At 61.6% G+C, this 17,290-nt stretch carries 16 protein-coding genes; 7 read left to right on the top strand and 9 right to left on the bottom strand.

Going from position 1 to position 17,290, the window contains the following annotated elements:
- Positions 1–150 precede the first annotated feature (150 nt).
- The gene (locus QQL64_RS00810) at positions 151–753 is read left to right on the top strand and encodes a TetR/AcrR family transcriptional regulator (RefSeq protein ID WP_284395111.1); all 603 of its coding nucleotides are present in this window, start codon (positions 151–153) and stop codon (positions 751–753) included.
- A 108-nt stretch (positions 754–861) separates the two neighbouring features.
- Here the strand turns inward: QQL64_RS00810 and QQL64_RS00805 are convergent, their stop codons facing one another.
- Positions 862–1,311 carry a winged helix-turn-helix transcriptional regulator gene (locus QQL64_RS00805; RefSeq protein WP_199535839.1) on the bottom strand — a complete coding sequence of 150 codons (450 nt, stop codon included), beginning with the start codon at positions 1,309–1,311 and terminating at the stop codon, positions 862–864.
- A 161-nt stretch (positions 1,312–1,472) separates the two neighbouring features.
- On the opposite strand from QQL64_RS00805, the gene QQL64_RS00800 reads away from it, so the two are divergent.
- The 4 genes from QQL64_RS00800 to QQL64_RS00785 all read left to right on the top strand — a co-directional run bounded on the left by QQL64_RS00800 (position 1,473) and on the right by QQL64_RS00785 (position 5,936).
- Positions 1,473–2,774 carry a hypothetical protein gene (locus QQL64_RS00800; RefSeq protein ID WP_284395108.1) on the top strand — a complete coding sequence of 434 codons (1,302 nt, stop codon included), beginning with the start codon at positions 1,473–1,475 and terminating at the stop codon, positions 2,772–2,774.
- A gap of 259 nt (positions 2,775–3,033) precedes the next feature.
- Positions 3,034–4,074 carry a two-component system sensor histidine kinase NtrB gene (locus QQL64_RS00795; RefSeq protein WP_284395106.1) on the top strand — a complete coding sequence of 347 codons (1,041 nt, stop codon included), beginning with the start codon at positions 3,034–3,036 and terminating at the stop codon, positions 4,072–4,074.
- Positions 4,067–5,461: a nitrogen regulation protein NR(I) gene (ntrC, locus tag QQL64_RS00790; RefSeq protein WP_284395105.1), complete on the top strand. Its 1,395-nt coding sequence runs from the start codon at positions 4,067–4,069 to the stop codon at positions 5,459–5,461. The genes QQL64_RS00795 and ntrC overlap by 8 nt, the downstream gene beginning before the upstream one ends.
- A 91-nt stretch (positions 5,462–5,552) precedes the next feature.
- Positions 5,553–5,936 (top strand): GNAT family N-acetyltransferase, encoded by a 384-nt coding sequence (locus tag QQL64_RS00785; protein ID WP_404600972.1) that lies wholly within the window; start codon positions 5,553–5,555, stop codon positions 5,934–5,936.
- A gap of 4 nt (positions 5,937–5,940) precedes the next feature.
- Here the strand turns inward: QQL64_RS00785 and QQL64_RS00780 are convergent, their stop codons facing one another.
- Positions 5,941–8,427 carry a sensor domain-containing protein gene (locus QQL64_RS00780; protein ID WP_284395103.1) on the bottom strand — a complete coding sequence of 829 codons (2,487 nt, stop codon included), beginning with the start codon at positions 8,425–8,427 and terminating at the stop codon, positions 5,941–5,943.
- A 102-nt stretch (positions 8,428–8,529) separates the two neighbouring features.
- The gene (locus QQL64_RS00775; RefSeq protein WP_404600971.1) at positions 8,530–9,711 is read right to left on the bottom strand and encodes a hypothetical protein; all 1,182 of its coding nucleotides are present in this window, start codon (positions 9,709–9,711) and stop codon (positions 8,530–8,532) included.
- 86 nt (positions 9,712–9,797) lie between these two features.
- Between QQL64_RS00775 and QQL64_RS00770 the strand changes: the two genes are divergently transcribed.
- Positions 9,798–11,081 (top strand): acetyl-CoA C-acetyltransferase, encoded by a 1,284-nt coding sequence (locus tag QQL64_RS00770; RefSeq protein ID WP_284395099.1) that lies wholly within the window; start codon positions 9,798–9,800, stop codon positions 11,079–11,081.
- Positions 11,082–11,084: 3 nt separating this feature from the next.
- Here QQL64_RS00770 and QQL64_RS00765 read toward each other — a convergent pair whose 3' ends face one another.
- The 5 genes from QQL64_RS00765 to QQL64_RS00745 all read right to left on the bottom strand — a co-directional run bounded on the left by QQL64_RS00765 (position 11,085) and on the right by QQL64_RS00745 (position 15,795).
- Entirely contained in the window at positions 11,085–12,980 is a 1,896-nt protein-coding gene (locus tag QQL64_RS00765) for a phospholipase D-like domain-containing protein (RefSeq protein WP_284395305.1), read from the bottom strand.
- 20 nt (positions 12,981–13,000) lie between these two features.
- Positions 13,001–13,564, bottom strand: coding sequence for a YceI family protein (locus tag QQL64_RS00760; RefSeq protein ID WP_284395097.1), 564 nt, complete (start codon positions 13,562–13,564; stop codon positions 13,001–13,003).
- Positions 13,561–14,034, bottom strand: a complete 474-nt coding sequence (locus tag QQL64_RS00755; protein WP_284395095.1) for a SixA phosphatase family protein — start codon at positions 14,032–14,034, stop codon at positions 13,561–13,563. The genes QQL64_RS00760 and QQL64_RS00755 overlap by 4 nt, the downstream gene beginning before the upstream one ends.
- Positions 14,035–14,042: 8 nt before the next feature.
- Positions 14,043–14,675, bottom strand: a complete 633-nt coding sequence (locus QQL64_RS00750; RefSeq protein WP_284395093.1) for a nucleotide-binding protein — start codon at positions 14,673–14,675, stop codon at positions 14,043–14,045.
- 94 nt (positions 14,676–14,769) lie between these two features.
- Positions 14,770–15,795 carry a hypothetical protein gene (locus QQL64_RS00745; protein WP_284395091.1) on the bottom strand — a complete coding sequence of 342 codons (1,026 nt, stop codon included), beginning with the start codon at positions 15,793–15,795 and terminating at the stop codon, positions 14,770–14,772.
- A 163-nt stretch (positions 15,796–15,958) separates the two neighbouring features.
- On the opposite strand from QQL64_RS00745, the gene QQL64_RS00740 reads away from it, so the two are divergent.
- Entirely contained in the window at positions 15,959–16,141 is a 183-nt protein-coding gene (locus QQL64_RS00740) for an antitermination protein NusB (protein ID WP_284395303.1), read from the top strand.
- Positions 16,142–16,171: 30 nt separating this feature from the next.
- Here QQL64_RS00740 and speE read toward each other — a convergent pair whose 3' ends face one another.
- A complete protein-coding gene (gene speE / locus QQL64_RS00735) occupies positions 16,172–17,023 on the bottom strand; it encodes a polyamine aminopropyltransferase (RefSeq protein WP_284395089.1) in 852 nt (283 codons plus the stop codon).
- Positions 17,024–17,290: the final 267 nt, after the last annotated feature.

The following is a 17,290-nucleotide window of genomic DNA, read 5'->3' as shown; positions in this document are numbered from 1 at the left end:
TTTTCACCTTTCGTCGCGTCGGACAGCGGCTCTGTTCCCATGGGGACAAGGGCGCTGTATCTTGTGGATCACCGATCCAGATCCCAATTCAAGGTATTCGGATCACTGATCCGAATATATGGATCAGTGATCCGTTTGTCAAGGCAGCCCATGCGAGCCGACGCCAGAAAAAATTACAGCCACCTACTTGCAGTCGCGCGCGACGTCGTCGCGGAGGATGGTGTCGATGCGTCCATGCGAGATATCGCCCGCCGGGCCGACGTCGGGCTGGCCACACTGCTTCGTCATTTCCCGACGCGAGAAGCTTTGTTCGAAGCGTTGATGTGCAGAAATCTGGACGCACTGACGCGCATGGCAGGCGAACTCGAAACGTCGAGTCCCCCTGACGAAGCGCTCGTGTCCTGGTTTCGCGAAGGGGTGGCGTTCGTCCAAAGCTATCGCGGCGTTGTCGACTTGATGGCGAGCGCCCACGCGGACCCGGACTCCGCGCTTTACGTTTCATGCGCAGCGGTGCACGCAGTGGGCGCGCGACTACTGCTCCGCGCTCAAGCCGAGGGAACGGCACGCGCCGATATGGATGGGGACGACCTGTTCGCACTGATGTCGTCGCTCGGCTGGCTCGCCGGCCAACCCGCATTCGCGCCGCGGGCCGATCATCTCTTTCACATTATCGCGAGCGCCATCCTGACAAACCCGTCGAGCAAGGATGACAAGAAGGCCACTGGACAGAACGCCAAAGTCTCTACGTTTTAGCACCCACCCACTTGCGCAGCACGTTGGCGTGAATCCCCACGTCTTGTTATGCCTGCGCCCCATCACACCTGAACTCGGTGTCTGTGAAGCCGGCAGTAGCTCAGCAGCTCATGCTGATGCCGGAAGATGTGTTTTCCGAAGTTCATCCATAAATTCTGCGCGCAGTTCAGGCCCACCTTCTTTCAAGGTGCGAGCCAGACCCTGCAACTTGGAAGTGGGCAAATACTCGTCTCCCCATGCAGCCATTTCCAACAGAAGAGGAACCAGCGCGATGCCTTTCTCCGTAAGGCTATAAATCGCTTTCTGTTTATGGGTCGGGTCATCGGACTTGGTAATGATCCCTTGTTCGACAAGCTTTCGAAGTCGGTCGGCAAGGATATTCGATGCGATGCCCTCCAAAGATTGGGTCAGGAGTTCGCGGAAATGCCTTCGATTGACGAAAACGATGTCGCGGATGACGAGCAACGTCCATTGATCGCCAAGCACTTCGACCGTTTGGTTGATGACGCATTCGGATCTATGACTCGTGCGCACGCTGCTTCCAACTTGAATGGACATTCCAGCCCCATTCTACGACTTTAAAACCAGTTGCATAATATAACCAGTTGTATCAGTGTACTGGTTGTTATGAGCGAGATCCGTCCAGCTGGCGCTCGCGTGTAACGCTGCGTTGTCAGGAACCTGGGGGCTGGGACTGAAACTTCGTGGGAGGCAAAAATATGAACATGTTCAAGCAGCTACGCAATCTCTGGATGCCGTGCGCTACGATTTTTGCTCTGACTTGCTTTGGCAATGCCTTCGCTCAGGTGAGCTACCAAGTGACCGATCTGGGCGTTCCGAAGAATGACAATTATTCGATGATCATGTCCGTCAACGATGAGGGCTGGTCGGAGATCATGGCTGGGAACTTTCTACCGGGGCAGGGCGATTCGTTATCCGGGGTACCTCTAAACGGACGCGCACTGATAAACGTCGACGGATACTACGTCGATCTCGGCACGCTCGGCGGACCGAACAGTTGGATGAACTTTGGCGAGATCAACGACTTCGCACAGGTAGTGGGTGATTCCGAAACGGCTGTCCCAGACCCGAACGGCGAAGACATTTGCGGATTCGGCACTCACCTTACGTGTCTTCCGTTTCTTTGGCAGCCCTTCCATATGAGCGCCCTCCCAACACTAGGCGGAAATAACGGGGAGGCGAGCGCGATCAATAACCTTGGACAAATCGTTGGCATGGCGGAAAACGGTGCCGTGGACCCCTCATGTCAGGCGGGCACCATCAATAATCGGGTTCAATTGCCGGTGTTGTGGGAAAACGGCAACGTCCACGCTCTGCCTACGGTAGATCATGATCCAGACGGGTTCGCATTTTGGATCAACGATCGTGGCCAGGCCGTCGGCTACTCGGGAAACTGCAGCGGACCCATTCACGGCATATTGTGGGAAAACCGCACTGCGTCTGCGCTTGCGGACCTCGGAACCGGCGGCTTCGCTGAGAACATCAACGACGAAGGCCAAATTGTTGGAACAGTCGGTAGTGCTGACGGAACGACCCAAACTGGCGCGATTTGGCAGATTGTCAAAGGCACAGGCACCACCAAACTCACCACAGTGCTCGGACTGCTGCCGGGAGATGCCGCGGGCCTAGCTTTCGGCAACAACAACCAGGGCCAGGTAGTGGGGGGTGAGTGGAACGCCAACTTCTTCTGGTCTCATGCCTTCATCTGGCAGAACGGCGTAATGACCGACCTCAACACGCTGTTCCCTGCCAGTTCCAACCTGTTCGCGACCTTCGCCGCCAAGATCAACAACCGCGGACAAATCGGAGGCATGGCAATCGTATGCAGCGGGCCGCACCAGGGCGAGATGCACGCCTTTCTAGCAACCCCTGTGAAGCAAAGCGCGGGTGAATCGATTGCACAGGCCGCACCTAATTGCCTGCAATCCAATTTCCCCGCAGCGGACGCTGTCAATCGACTTTTGAAGAAATCCGGACCCGGCGGCCGATTCGTGCGTTAACGAGCGTTTTCGAAGCGTCATTGAACCGCACTCAAACAACGTGGACGCATGCAGTCAGCGCGAAAGGTGGCGCTGACTGCATGCGCGAGTTGGAGCTCATTGTTTCGGCAAGCTTTGCCTTCAGAAAATCCGCACTTGGCTGCAATGCTGGCTCATAGACACATACAAACTTTGGTGTTCTGCCCACCCAAGTGATTTGACGCGCGAGTCTCATCACGTCCCATTTGCACCAAACGAGCGCATTGCCCATGATGGTGCAATGAGCGAGCAGTCGTTCCAAAGCTGGGCGGAGCAGATGGCGACCGGATTGGCGGTGGTCGACGGGCATTTGCGGGTGCAGTGGATCAATGCTGCGCTGGCGGAGTTGCTGGGCCTGGGGTTGCGGCATGCGCAGGGGCAGGCGCTAGCGGCGCTGTTGCAGGATCCGGGAGTGGCGGAGCAGGCAGCGCGCAGTCTGGTGGAGCAGCGTTCGGTGCAATGCAGGGGCGTGGCCTTGTCGGGGGCGCACGGTGGCAGGCAGCGGGTGGATGTGTCGTTGCAGCCGCTGGATGAGAACAGCTTGTTGGTGGAAGTGCATGCCTTGGCCGAGTCGTCGCCGACCGTGTCGCCGTTGTCGGCGACACTGCGTGGCTTTGCACATGAGGTGAAGAACCCGCTGGCCGGTTTGCGCGGGGCGGCGCAGTTGCTGCAGCGCCGGCTGGACGATGCGGATATGCAGGCGCTGGCGGGTTTGGTCATTGCAGAGGCGGATCGGTTGGCCACCTTGGCGAATCGTCTGCTGCATCACGATGGCGCCCCGCGCTGGGGTGAAGTGAATCTGCATCAGTTGCTCGAGCGTTTGAGCGAGTTGATCCAGGCCGAACCGTCGCCACCGCGTCTGCGTCATGACTACGATCCGAGCTTGCCGGATGTGCATGGCGATGCCGATCGTCTGCAGCAAGTGATGCTCAATCTTGCACGCAACGCGATCGAGGCGGGTGCGCAAACGTTGATCTTACGCAGTCGCGTCGAACATGGCGTGCGTGTGGGCGACCGTATGTTTCGCAGTGCGTTGCGGTTGGATGTGATCGACGATGGTCCGGGCGTGCCCGCGAGTTTGCGCGATACCTTATTCGAGCCATTGGTATCGGGGCGCGCTGACGGTACGGGTTTGGGTTTGGCCTTGTCTCGGGAAATCGCCTACGAGCATGGCGGCGAATTGCGGTTTGTAAGCCGACCGGGCGAAACGATGTTCTCTCTCTACCTACCCTTGCCGCCGCGCGTCGGCGCGGCAGTGACTGCTGGACGTTCCGATGGCTAAACACTCCGATACTTCCGGCATCTGGATCGTCGACGACGATCGCGGCGTGCGCTTCGTGTTGGCTGAGGCTTTGCGTGATGCAGGGCTCGCCGTACGCGAGTTCGGCGACGCGCAGAGCGTACGCGCCGCGCTGCGTGACGCCACACCGGCGTTGCTGATTACCGATGTGCGTATGCCTGGCGAAAGCGGACTGGCACTGCTGGACGAGTTGCGCGCCAGGCAGATAGGGCCGGTGATCGTGATGAGTGCGTATACCGATGTCGCCACCACAGCGGCAGCGTATCGCGCCGGTGCAGTGGATTACCTCGCCAAGCCGTTTGATCTGGATCAGGCGCTTGCAGCCGTGCAGCGTGCGTTGGCCGATGTGCCGCATGCCGACGTAGTCGCCGAGATGCCGAGCGTGCCATCGCATGCATTGCTCGGTGAAAGCGCGCCGATGCGCGAGGTGTTCCGATTGATCGGTCGTGTCGCGGCCAGCGATCTGAATGTGCTCGTCACCGGTGAAACCGGCACAGGCAAGGAATTGGTAGCGCGCGCGTTGCACGAGGAAAGCGCGCGTCGCAGTAAGCCGTTCGTGGCACTCAATACCGCGGCGATTCCTAGTGAGTTGTTGGAAAGCGAATTGTTCGGTCACGAAGCGGGTGCATTTACCGGCGCAACGCGACGTGTGGCGGGGCGCTTCGAGCAGGCCGAGGGCGGCACGCTGTTTCTCGATGAAATCGGCGATATGCCGCTGATCTTGCAGACGCGGCTGTTGCGCGTGCTGGCGGGTGGCGAGTTCTATCGTGTCGGTGGGCGCGAGCTTATTCGCTGCAACGTACGCATCGTCGCCGCTACGCATCAGGATCTGGACGCACGTGTCACCGCGGGGCAATTCCGCGCCGACCTCAAGCATCGACTGGATGTAGTGCGTATTGAATTACCTCCGCTGAGGCAGCGGCGCAGCGATATTCCCTTGCTCGCGCAACACTTCCTCGCCAGCGCTGCGCAGGAGTTGAAACTTCCGCCCAAACGTTTCTCCAAAGCGGCGCTGAAGTCGATCGCGCAACGTGATTTTCCCGGCAATGTGCGCGAGCTGGAAAATCTTTGCAGGCGTCTGGCGGTCATTGCGTCGGGTACGGAGATCTTGCCTGCCGATCTGGGAAAATCCGCGGAAGCGCCACGCGGCGACTGGACGGACGCATTGCGCGACTGGGCCGAACGGGCGCTTGCGCACGGCGAGGCGGATATCCATACGCGCGCACGCGAGGCACTCGATCGTGTCTTGCTCGAAGCGGCGCTGGTCGCCAGTGACGGTCATCGCCAACACGCGGCGACTGCATTGGGCGTTGGACGTAACACGCTGACGCGAAAGCTGGGTGCGTCGCGCACACGGCGCAAGTCATGAAGATCCGAGAGGAGTTTTGAAGGTGTCGACATTGAAGATTCGTCATACCGAGCGCAGCGACATCGCGGCGCTGGTCGAATGGAACGCAGCGATGGCGTGGGAAACCGAGCAGAAGCGGCTCGACACGCAAGTGTTGATGCGTGGCGTGACGGCGGTGTTCGACGAGCCGCGCCGCGGGTTTTATTTGATGGCTGAGCGTGACGGCCAGGCAGTGGGTTGCCTGTTGGTGACGTTTGAATGGAGCGACTGGCGCAACGGCGATTTCTGGTGGATCCAGAGTGTCTACGTCGTGCCGGAAGCGCGTCGAGGCGGCGTGTTCCGTGCGCTACATGCCGAAGTCGCGCGGCGCGCGTCAGATGCGGGCGCGGTAGGTTTGCGACTGTATGTGGAAACGGAGAATCGGCGCGCGCAGAGTACGTATCGGGAGCTTGGCATGGCGGAGTGCCATTACCTGATGTACGAACAAATGATCTGACGGCTCAGACAAGCTGCTCGGCAAGGCGCTTTTCAAGAATTTCAGCGGGCATGGGTGCACCGAACAGGAACCCTTGCAATTGCGAACATCCTGCCTCGCGCAAAAAGGCACTTTGCGCTTCGGTCTCCACCCCTTCGGCAATCACGTCTTTGTTGAGACTGCGCGCCATCGCGATGATGGCGCTGGTGATCGCGGCGGTCTCCGCATCCTGGGTGATGTCGCGCACGAAGGCCCGGTCGATCTTCAGCGCATCGACCGGGAAGTGTTTGAGGTAGGAAAGGCTGCTGTAACCGGTGCCGAAATCGTCCAGCGACAGGCGCACGCCGCGATGACGAATGCGGCGGAGCAGGCGGATGGTGCCGTCACCGCCGGACATCATCGTGCGTTCGGTCAGCTCCAGCTCAAGCAGGCTGGGATCGAGACCGGTTTCGTTGAGGATGCCATCGAGTCGTTCGTAGAAGCCTGCGTACTGAAATTGCAGCGGCGAGACATTGACCGAGACCGGAATCGGCCACCCTTCGCGTTGCCAGATGCGCGCTTGAAGACAGGCCTCGCGTAATGCCCACTTGCCGATCGAGACAATCAAGCCGGTGTCTTCCGCCACGGGGATGAACTGGTCCGGTACAAACAGATCCTCGCCGTCCACCTGAAGGCGCAGCAGTGCTTCCGCCCCCACGATATGGCCGAGCACGGCATCGACCTTGGGTTGGTATAGCAGCGAAAGCTCGCCGTGCGCCAAGGCGTGGCGCAGCACGTCTTCGATGCGCTGGCTGGCGGCGGAGCGCTGGCTCATCTCCGGCGCGTAGAAGCGGTAGCCGTGGCGGCCCTGGGTTTTCACTTCGTACATCGCGGCATCGGCAGCGCGCACTAGCGCATCTGGTTCGATGGCATCCTGCGGAAACAGGCTGATGCCGATGCTGACCCGAATGTCGAGCGGGGGCAGGGTCGTTATACGTGTTTGCGCGCAAGCATCGACCAGTTTCTGGGCGAAACTGGCGGCCTCGTCCGCATCGTCCACGCGCGGAAGCAGTATCACGAATTCGTCACCTGTGTAGCGGAAGGCCAGATCTTCGCTATCACGCAATGTGCCGCGAATCTGATGGGCGACGGCTTGCAGTACCTGATCACCGACGCCGTTGCCAAGGGTGTCGTTGATGCGCCGGAAATGATCCAGATCCAGGTAGAGCAATGCGCATTGGCGGTGTCGCTGCGTCGCCATCGCCGTGGCCTGTTCAATGCGCGCATTCAGCAGGCTGCGATTGGGTAATCCGGTGAGGGTGTCGTGTTGGGCGAGCTGGATCAGCTTCAGCGCCAGCGTGCGATTCTCGCTGATGTCGTGGCACACGAGTACGCCGCCGGTGACGTTGCCCGCATGATCGTGGATCAGTGCGGCTGAATTTTCGATCGGCGTTTCGAAGCCGTTGCGGTGAAGCAGGATCGCGCGGCCGCTGAAATCGACGCTGGCGTTGCGACGCATGGCCTGCCGTAATGGATTGTCCAAGGGCTGCCGGTTGTTGATATCGCGCAAGCGGAATACGTCATCCAGCGGGCTGCCTTTCGCGTCGGTGCTCGACCAGCCGGTCATGGCTTCGGCGATCGGGTTGAGCGATGTGACGTTGAGGGCGAGGTCGGTGGTGATGACCGCGTCGCCGATCGAGTTCAACGTTACTTCGGCGAGTTGGCGCTCGCGGAACAGCGCTTCTTCGTATTGCTTGCGCTTGGTGATGTCCTGGACCTGGCTCACCACATAATTCAGTTGGCCGGATTCGCTGCGCACTTGCGACACACTGAGCAACACATGCACGACATGTCCATCGCGATGAATGTAGCGTTTCTCGGTCTGGAAGGCCTCGCGCTTGCCGTTGGTGATCTGCGCGGCCAGCGCCTCGCTCAAGGCCACGTCATCGGGATGGGTGACGTCTTGCCAGGTCAGCGCGCGCATCTCCGCTTCGCTGTAGCCGAGCATGCCGCATAGTGCGGCGTTGACGCGCTGGTAGCGGCCGTCGGGAAGAATCAGTGCCATGCCGACCGCCGCATGCTGGAATGCTTGCGAAAAGCGCTGCTCACTCTCGCGCAGTTGCTCTTCCAGTGCATGGCGTTCGGTAATGTCAGTAAAGACGGTGAGCACCCCACGCAGCGCGCCATGTTCGTCCAGGTCGGGCGTGAAGCTGCCGTGGACGTAACGACGGGCCGGCCCGCTGAACAGCTCGCCTTCGTAAGTGGAAGCGTGACCGCCCAATGCTTGCAACAGCGCGGCGCGGGCGCGCAGGTAACTTTCCGGGTCCATCACCTCGCTGACCGGTCGGCCCATGATCTTGTGCGGATCGATCTCGAACCATTGGCGATGCGCTTCGTTGGCGAATACGAAGCGTTCGTCCGGATCGATATAGGTGATCAGCGCGGGGACGCTCTGCACGACATGCGCAAGCAGGTCCGGCCCCGGTTGCAGGGGCGTCGGATCGGCCTCGATGGGGTGCGTCACCTTCGGCATGGAGGTTCGCCGTCTCAATCGGTCATGGCTCGTGTTCGCACATCATGCGCCGGACCGAGTGCGGTTTGCACCATGCGCGTGTGCGCTAGGGTCGTCGAGTGGTCAGTGCAAGGCGGTGGCGGGTGCGCCGAGTAGGCCATGTTCGTCCAGCTGGATGCTGCCGAGCGCATGCAGGTCGCTGGCGGTGCCGAAGCGATCGGCGAGCAAGGTGACCAGCGGGCCCAGTGCCGCCGGTTGTAGCGGATAAGTATGGGCCAGCGCCCGCGCGCGGCCGCCCGGACCGCGTTGTGCGACGGTAACCGCCACGACGCCGAGTCCGGCAGCTTCGTGGGCGAAAAGGGCGGGCGCATCGTAGGCAGGGTCGGCGGAGGCCACCGTTTCCCCGAGCCAGCCGTTGCCCAGCTCCGCGTGGCCGCCGGGCGGGACATCGAGATGCAGCGAAAGGCCATGCGCCTGCAGGAGGGCGGCATATTGGCGCAACTCGAAAACGATGCCGGCGAAGGCATGGCGACGCTCGGCGATATCGCCGGTTTGAGTGGCCAGCCACTGCGTGGGCGATTGTGCCCACACCTTGCCGTCGGCGTAGCGCAACGCCAAGCCGCGCGCGCTGAGCGTGGTTTCGGCGCGATAGGGCGTCAGCATGGCCGCTTCGAGCAGCTGCCAGAGTGGGGCGAGATTGACGTGTTCGTACTGCACACAGGTCAGTGCGAGCAGATCGTTGCGACTGAGATAACGCACGTGCTCGAGCCGGATGCCGAACGTGCGCATCAACCAGTCGGCGGTGCGCGTGCCGGCTTCGCCGCGGCCGACCAGTTCCACTTCCAGGCGTTCGGACAGTTCGCTGGCCAGCGCCTCGGGGGCCAACAGGCTCAACGGCAGCAGACGCATGGGGCCGTCGGCGTAAGAGGGATCCGGTTCCAGCGGTTGCGCCGGCATCCGGCCTTCGTGGCTGCCGAACGCGACGACGTTCTCCAGCTGACCGCGCGGAATGCGCCGTGCGAGTTCGTCCAACGTGGACCACGCGGGAAAGCCGGGGCGCAGCAATTCGACGGCATCGAACAGCGCGCCGGCCAGCGCCAGCCGCGCTTGCTCCACTTGAGGTACCAGTGCGTGCAGGTCTAGCGCCACCAGCGCAGCCAGCTCAGCGGCCTCATCGCGGTCCAGACTCAGGCGTCGCGGATGCTCGCCCGGGGACAGTTCCAGCGCCAGAACGGCGGGCAAGGCTTGCAGCGGGCCGGCTTCCACGCGGGTATTCCGTATGACAAAGAGCAGCAATTCTAACATTCACGCGTTGGGCGCCGTTTCGGGCTTTCGCCAAGGCGCCGAGCGGGTTAGCCTTGCCGGATCAGGCGTATTTGGACAGTCAGGCTATGGAAAACACGCAGCAGCGCGTCGGTGTGATCGGCGGTGTGCGCATCCCGTTCTGTCGCAACAATACGGCGTATGCGGACGTGGGCAACTTCGGTATGTCGGTGAAGGTGCTGGGTGCGTTGGTCGAGCGTTTCGGCTTGCACGGCGTGGAATTGGGCGAAGTGGCGATGGGCGCGGTGATCAAGCACTCGTCCGAGTGGAATCTGGCCCGTGAAGCGCTGCTCAGCTCCGGTCTGGCGCCGACTACGCCGGGCATCACCACCGCGAGGGCCTGCGGCACCTCGCTGGATAACGCCATCATCATCGCCAACAAGATCGCCGCCGGACAGATCGAAGCCGGCATTGCCGGCGGTTCGGACACCACCAGCGATGTGCCGATTGTCTACAGCCAGCGCCTGCGCAAGCGTCTGCTGGCCGTCAATCGCGCCAAGACGCCGATGGAGAAACTGAAAACCGCGGTGCGCGGCTTCGCCTTCAGCGAGCTGAAGCCGTCGTTCCCCGGCGTGGCCGAACCGCGCACGGGCATGTCGATGGGCGATCACTGCGAAAAGATGGCACGCGAGTGGCACGTCGGGCGTGAGGATCAAGATCGTCTCGCGCTGGAAAGCCATCGCAAACTGGCTGCGGCCTATGACGGGGGCTTTTTCGAGGATCTGGTTGTGCCGTTTCGCGGTTTGAAGCGCGATGGTTTCCTGCGTCCCGACACCACGATGGAAAAACTGGCCGGATTGAAGCCGGCGTTCGACAAGACATCCGGGCTAGGCACGCTCACTGCCGGCAATTCCACGGGCTTGTCCGATGGCGCCGCCGCAGTGCTGCTGGCGAACGAAGCGTGGGCCGCCAAGCGCGGTCTGAAAATCCAGGCCTATGTGCGTGATGCCGAAGTTGCCGCGGTGGATTTTGTGCATGGCGAAGGCTTGCTGATGGCGCCCACGGTGGCCGTGCCGCGTATGCTCGCCCGTCATGGTTTAACGCTGCAGGATTTCGATTTCTATGAAATCCACGAAGCCTTTGCCGCGCAGGTGCTATGCACGCTGCGTGCGTGGGAATCGGCCGATTACTGCAAGAATCGGCTTGGTCGCGATGCGCCGCTGGGCAGCATCGATCCGGCCAAGCTCAATGTGCACGGTTCCAGTCTGGCGGTGGGGCATCCGTTTGCCGCCACCGGTGCGCGCATCGTCGCCACGCTGGCCAAGTTGCTGGAACAGAAAGGTTCGGGTCGCGGATTGATTTCCATCTGTACCGCCGGCGGTATGGGTGTGACGGCGATACTCGAAAGATAATTTCTAGAGAACGTTTTGCCCGCTTGCGCCGAACGCAATGATCAGGCGCGTGTAGAGCAGCTTGGGTGATATATCGACGTCGGGGAAATCGCCGGCGGGTGCGTAGCAGCGGCTGAAATCCGGATCGGTCGGCAGCAGCGGACCGCAGCCAGGTTTGATGTCGTAGCTGGTGGCGTAGCGAAACGGCCAGATGTCGAACAGCGGAAGCTTTGCCGAGAGATCGCCGATGGCCTGACTGATTTGGCCGAGCACCGGAATAGTCGGCTTGCGTGGCGCGATGATCCAGGCATTCTGAGGCTCGGTGGCCTGCATGATCGAAGCGCGCAGCTGGCTGGCGAAACGCTGGTCGTAAATGATCACGCCGGCTTCGGTGTTGTAGTGGTCCGAGCGCGGATCGAAATTGTGCGAGCCGACCATGGCCAGGCTGTCGTCGACGACTAGCGATTTAGCGTGCAAGCCAAAACGGCGTCCCGAGCTGACCAGCGGTGCGGGCCGATTGCGACGGCCGTTGCTGCCGAACAGGCCTGGCCGGCGGTCGGTGCCCGGAAAGCGTTTGTGCTTGGCACCTGCCATCCCCGGGACTGCCGGCGTTGTTTCGTCGCCATCTTCGTCGTCGACATTGGCCTGCAAGTAGGCGTCGTCGGCGAATTCGGCATGCGGCTTCATTTCGTAGATATCGAAACCGTACCGGGTGAGGTAAATCTTGCGACGCTTGTAAGACACGGCATACACCGCGAACGCATCGGTGGAAGCCAGCGAATTGGTGGAGACAATGATCTGTGGCGGCGGAACTTGTCGGCGCAGATTTTTGAAGATCTTTTGCGCACGCCGGCTCATCACCAGATAGGGCGTTTGCATCACCACCTCGTGTTGCGCACCGCTGAGCAAATGCATCAGGTGCGTGGTGAATTCCTGCGCATCGCGCTTGGTCGGTTGGTCGGTTTTGGCCGGTCGATCGCTGAAGAATTCGACCTTGCCGGTATGCAGACTGGTATCGACCAGATGTTGGGCGAGCCAGTCCGGATCCTCCGCTTCGGCTTGCGCATCGGCCACCCGGTCGGGATCGGTGTAGTGCGGCGCAGGCCAGGGTGGCGGTGCGGGATCGCGGCGAATCAGCCGATTGACATCACGCAGACGGATGAGCGGCACCGAGCGCCGATGATTCCAGAACAGCTTGAAACTGCTGGCCATGTCGCGCGCAGCAGGGCCGCCGACCATCACGTCGCGATCGACGTAATTGAAATCGTTGTCCCAGTTGAAGTAACGGTTCTGGTAATTACGGCCGCCGGTAATGCCGATACTGTCGTCCACCAGCAGCAGTTTATTGTGCATGCGCTGGTTGAACTTCATGAAACAGCAGAGGACGCCTGCTGCAAATTCCAGCGGCGGTGTACGGGAATTCTGGAAAGTCGGGTTATACAGGCGTATCTGCAAGTTGGGGCTGACGCGCGCGAGTCGCTCCAGCAACGCCGGGTCCTCGAATGAGAACAGTTGGTCGGCAAGGATGCGTACGTCAATGCCGCGTCGTGCGGCGTCGATCAGCTCGTTCAATACCAGTTGACCGGTATCGTCCTCATCCCAGATATACGTTTGTACGTCGATCGATTGGCGTGCGGCGCGAATCAGGTTGATGCGAGCGACCAGCGCGGCTTCACTGTCGTCGAGCAGGGTGACCACGTGCTGCGGCTCGCTCGATGTGGAATCGGCCAATGCTTTGTTCGCCGCATCGAGTAGCGGTGATGGAATGGCGCAGTGGTCGGCGCGGTCGCACGTGGTTTGGCGATCGACGCTGGTAGCGACGATGGCATCGGCTTGGCGAATCTGCGCGCGAGTGAGCGTACAGCCCTGCAAAAGGGCGGCCAACAATACTGTGATAAGAAGACCGCAGCGCAATCGCATAGCCACATGATAACGGCCGCCTAGCGACTTTCGCGTTGCAGCGTGATGCTCAGGTTCAGCTCGACGCTATCGGACAGCGCCAGGCGGTCGCTGGTCATGCCAAACGTGCTGCGCTGCAGATTGCCGTGCAGCAGAATCGTGCACGGTTCGCTGGCCAGCCGTTCGCAATGCGTGGGCTGCACCGCGAAGTGTATCGGTGCGGTCACGCCGCGCATGGTGAGATAGCCGGAGAGCATGCCGCCGTGGTCCAGCTCCGCTTGCGCGAAAGGATCGGATACGAAGTGAATGACCGGATGATGTCCGGCATCGAAAAAGGACGGTGCCAGCACCCATTGACGTATGCGCGACGAGGACATCGCAACGCTGTCCACCGCGATAGTGGCATCGACTACCCAGCTATCGGCGCGCGGGCCCGGCAGAACATCGCCCACGACCTGCGTGAAGTGTCCATTGATGCTATCGACCCAGAACAGGCGAACCTCGAAGGTAGCCTGCGATGTGGTCGGATCGATGCGGTAATCGGTTTCGATGGCGGCCGCGAGGGCCGGTAATAAAAGAAACAGTAGGCTTGCGCACCACCTCACGGCGACCAGAACGCATCCAGCCGTGCGTTCCCCGGTTCTAGCGGGCCGTCAAGATGAAGCACCGCCAGGCCGGCCGGCGGCATGCCACGAAAATCGTCCGAGCGGCCTTCCACCAGCAAGGCCACCAGCCGCTCGATGCCCGGATTGTGGCCGACCAGCATCAGTGTGTTGGCATCGCCGTGCTGATCGAGCAGGGCGAGCAGTTCGCCGGGCGTTGCGTTGTAGATCTCTGTCGCGACCTGCATGGTCGGCACGCGAGCCAGCGAGGCAAGCGCGAGATTGGCCGTGGCGCAGGTACGCTCGGAGGGCGAGCACAGCACGCGATCCACGCGTACGCCGTGTGACTTGAGCCAGGCGCCGGCGGCGCGCGCTTCCTGTTCGCCGCGGCCGCTGAGTCGTCGAATGGCGTCGTCGCCGCCCGGCGATGCGGGTTGGGCTTCGGCATGTCTTAGCAGGATCAGTTCATGCATATAAATCCTTAGTGCTGGCGCTTGATCCAGCGCAGCAACGGCGTCCAGTCCTGCTGATGTCCGCGCACCTGCTCGGATCCGTAGTCGAAGATGCCTTTGCCGAGCGAGGTCAACAGAACGTAGGCCTGAGTGTCGCGCAATTGCGCCACGACCGGGAATGGAGCCTGTTCGGCCAATTGTGCGATGGCATCCTGGCTGGCGTGCGTCCATGGCTTGAGCCGGTTGCCGACCAGCGCCACCGGCAACTTGCCGCGTTTGATCCGGCTGATGCTGCGCAGATGCTGCAGGAAGCCCAGCGTGGCGTGCAGGTCAAACGAGGAGGGAAGCGCCGGCACGAGCACCATGTCGGCCTGTTCCAGATAGGGCTCGAGTTCGCGTTCGTGTGAGCCGGCGGCGGTGTCGATCAGTACGCGTTCGGTGTCGGCGGGTACCTTGTCCAGCGCCTTGCGGCCGCCTTCCAGCGCCAATACGCCGGGAACGTTATCCGGCCTTAGGCTGGCCCAGCGGTAACTGGAGCCTTGCGGGTCGCTATCGACGATCGCGGTGCGCTTGCCGTCCTGCGCCCAGTGCGAAGCCAGCTGAGTGACCAGCGTGCTTTTACCGCAACCGCCCTTGCTGCTTGCTACCAGCACCGTAAGCATTGGCTACCCCGAGTGGTGTGAGCTGGGACCAAGGGTAGCGGGGGAATGGGGAGCAAGGGAACAGGGAATCCTGTGACGCATGCTCCCGTCATCGTCATTGAGCCTTCTGCGGTTGCCAGTCTGCTGGCGCGTCGGTCGGAATCCCGTCATCGCGAAGAGCAGCCAGCACCAAGCTCATTTGCGTGCCGCCGGTGCGTGCCAGCGCCAGCAAGTGTTGCGACTGAGCTTTGTCGTTTTGCGCGCGCCAAGACAGCTCGGCGAAGTTCTGTACCTGCCAGACCAGGTTGCGCCGGGCAGCCTGGGCATCCTGCTGTTGGGCAGGATCGGGACTGAGCACTTCGCGCAAATGCAGGCCCAACGAGCGGGCCAGGGGGCTGGAGCCCCATTCCAGCAGCTTGCCGAGTTTCAGGCAGTCGTTCTTGATCGAATCGTCGTCGGACGCGTGGCTTTCGCAATAGGTGGCCGTGTCGTGCAAGGCCGGCTGAGGCATGCCGGCGGCCGAGCCGAAGACGATAAACACCTGCACACCATTGCCGCCCGCGTTCGAGTTCGGGTCGATAGTGGCGTTCGGAGGCGGCAGCGTGCTGACCGTACCGGCCAATGCCTTCAGGCCGATGCCTGAGTAATCGTCATACAACTTGGCGGAAGCCGCGTTCGCCAGGTCCTGGCGCGCGTCCTGCTTCTTCATGGTGTTGACGTCCTGGCTCAGTTTAAGCAGCCAGACTGCCGCGTTATCCGGCGCCTGCTGCACGAGCTGCGTCAAGGCATCGCTGTTGGGACAGCCTTGGGCCTTGGCGTCGCAATCGGCCAGGCGTGCCCAGTTCTCGGCGGGGCCGGCGTCGTCCGCCAGTGCGGCGCGTTCGATCAGCGCATGGAAGCTATTGGATTTGGTCTGGCTGGGCAGCGGGCGAGCCAGCAGGGCGGCGGCCAGCAAGCGCTCGGCATCCGCGCTGGGGGCCAGCACACTGACCAGGTCGCCTTGAAAGGCGAGCAGGGCTTTGTTGCGGGCAGCCGCCGCTTTCGTGGCGCCGGGTGCTGCCGCTTGCGGGGGCGCGGCTACGGTCGCCGAGGCGGCGAGTGCACAGGCTAAAGCGAGGGTCAGGGGACGCCATCCACGCATCAAAGTGCTCCGATATTCATAAAGCGGCCAGCATAACGGGCGTCTATTGAGAAAGTTCTGAACAACAGCCCGCTTGACCGCGGTGACCCATGCCTCACCCGCTCTTGCTAGCATGGCCGCTTGCCATTGCGGTACACGGGAGAATGCTGTGGATTCGTTTTCGATGCTGGCCGACGCGCGTGCCCCGTGGTTTGTCGGGTGGGGCACCTTGGCCTTGATCAACGCCGGACTGGCGCAGGGCAAGAACCGCAATGGACTTTTGTGGTTCTTGCTGTCGTTGCTGCTCGGACCGATCGCTACCCTGGTGCTGGTGCTGTTGCCGAAGGTGCGTAGCCGGTTGTTTTGAGCGATGCCCGCCGTTAAGCGGGCATACCTCTTATTCGCCCAGCGCTTCGCGCATGAACTCAGGCAGCGCCAGCGCACCTTTGTGCACATCGGCGTTGTAGTAGTGGGTAGTGAAGTTTTTGCTGATGGCGCCGCGCTCGCGGAAGCCGGCTAGATCACCACCCTTGCGCGCCATCGTGCAGCTCCACCAACCGGTGGGATAGCACGGCTGCGGGAACGGCAGCGTGCGCACCGCGGTGAAGCCGGCCGTGCGCATGGCCGAGCGCATCGACTTGATCAGCTCCAGGTGGGCCAGCGGCGATTCGCTTTGCTGCACCAGGATGCCACCATGACGCAGCGCCTTGTGGCAGCTGGCATAGAAGGCGGCATTGAACAGGCCTTCGGCCGGACCTACCGGATCGGTCGAGTCGACGATGATCAGATCCAGCGAATCGGGCTCGGCGTCGGCCATGAATTTGATGCCGTCGATAAACAGCAGCTCGGCGCGCGGATCGTTGTTGGATTCGCATAGCTCCGGGAAATACTGCTCGGCGAGGCGCGTCACGCGTTCGTCGATTTCCACCTGCGCGGCGTGTTCCACTTCTTCGTGCTTGAGCACTTCGCGCAGCGTGCCGCAGTCGCCGCCGCCGATGATCACCACGCGCTTGGCACGTGCGTGGGTGAACAGCGCGGGGTGGGTCATCATCTCGTGATAGAGGAAATTGTCGCGGCCAGTCAGCATCACGCAGCCGTCGATCACCATCAGGTTGCCCCAATCGGTGGTCTGGTAGATCTCGATGGTTTGGAACGGGGTTTTCTCGGCATGAAGCGGTTTCTCCAAGCGGTAACCGATGGAGGATCCGGAAGCCTGGTGCGCTTCGGTAAACCAGGAGGGTTGCGACATGACGTGAAGATCCTGTGGAACGGAGTTAAAGAGCGCTAATTGTAGCGGCAAGTGCCATCGCTTGGCTGACCTCAAATTGTCGCGGCTGGCTATTACAATAGGCGTTCGGGTGACGGCGCCATGTGTGCTGCCGCCCGCCTAGCCCTTCCGGCCCCGCGGCGTGCGAGGCTTCCGGCCGGTGGGCTTTGTTGCTCTTAGTCGAGCAAGCTCGTCAAGGCTCGCCGCTGCGACGATGTCATCCCCCGGGTCAATCAAGCGACCCGCACA

The sequence above is a fragment of the Dyella lipolytica genome (assembly GCF_030160075.1).
Lineage (GTDB): Bacteria > Pseudomonadota > Gammaproteobacteria > Xanthomonadales > Rhodanobacteraceae > Dyella_B > Dyella_B lipolytica.
Note: the sequence above shows the minus strand (reverse complement) of the source record. Positions and strands in the feature narration are given on the sequence as shown.

Bases quoted from the DNA above. Each gene is read 5' to 3' on its own strand.
- QQL64_RS00810 (WP_284395111.1), top strand. From the start codon at position 151: ATGCGAGCCGACGCCAGAAAAAATTACAGCCACCTACTTGCAGTCGCG.
- QQL64_RS00805 (WP_199535839.1), bottom strand. From the start codon at position 1,311: ATGTCCATTCAAGTTGGAAGCAGCGTGCGCACGAGTCATAGATCCGAA.
- QQL64_RS00800 (WP_284395108.1), top strand. From the start codon at position 1,473: ATGAACATGTTCAAGCAGCTACGCAATCTCTGGATGCCGTGCGCTACG.
- QQL64_RS00795 (WP_284395106.1), top strand. From the start codon at position 3,034: ATGAGCGAGCAGTCGTTCCAAAGCTGGGCGGAGCAGATGGCGACCGGA.
- ntrC (WP_284395105.1), top strand. From the start codon at position 4,067: ATGGCTAAACACTCCGATACTTCCGGCATCTGGATCGTCGACGACGAT.
- QQL64_RS00785 (WP_404600972.1), top strand. From the start codon at position 5,553: ATGGCGTGGGAAACCGAGCAGAAGCGGCTCGACACGCAAGTGTTGATG.
- QQL64_RS00780 (WP_284395103.1), bottom strand. From the start codon at position 8,427: ATGCCGAAGGTGACGCACCCCATCGAGGCCGATCCGACGCCCCTGCAA.
- QQL64_RS00775 (WP_404600971.1), bottom strand. From the start codon at position 9,711: ATGTTAGAATTGCTGCTCTTTGTCATACGGAATACCCGCGTGGAAGCC.
- QQL64_RS00770 (WP_284395099.1), top strand. From the start codon at position 9,798: ATGGAAAACACGCAGCAGCGCGTCGGTGTGATCGGCGGTGTGCGCATC.
- QQL64_RS00765 (WP_284395305.1), bottom strand. From the start codon at position 12,980: ATGCGATTGCGCTGCGGTCTTCTTATCACAGTATTGTTGGCCGCCCTT.
- QQL64_RS00755 (WP_284395095.1), bottom strand. From the start codon at position 14,034: ATGCATGAACTGATCCTGCTAAGACATGCCGAAGCCCAACCCGCATCG.
- QQL64_RS00750 (WP_284395093.1), bottom strand. From the start codon at position 14,675: ATGCTTACGGTGCTGGTAGCAAGCAGCAAGGGCGGTTGCGGTAAAAGC.
- QQL64_RS00745 (WP_284395091.1), bottom strand. From the start codon at position 15,795: ATGCGTGGATGGCGTCCCCTGACCCTCGCTTTAGCCTGTGCACTCGCC.
- QQL64_RS00740 (WP_284395303.1), top strand. From the start codon at position 15,959: ATGCTGGCCGACGCGCGTGCCCCGTGGTTTGTCGGGTGGGGCACCTTG.
- speE (WP_284395089.1), bottom strand. From the start codon at position 17,023: ATGTCGCAACCCTCCTGGTTTACCGAAGCGCACCAGGCTTCCGGATCC.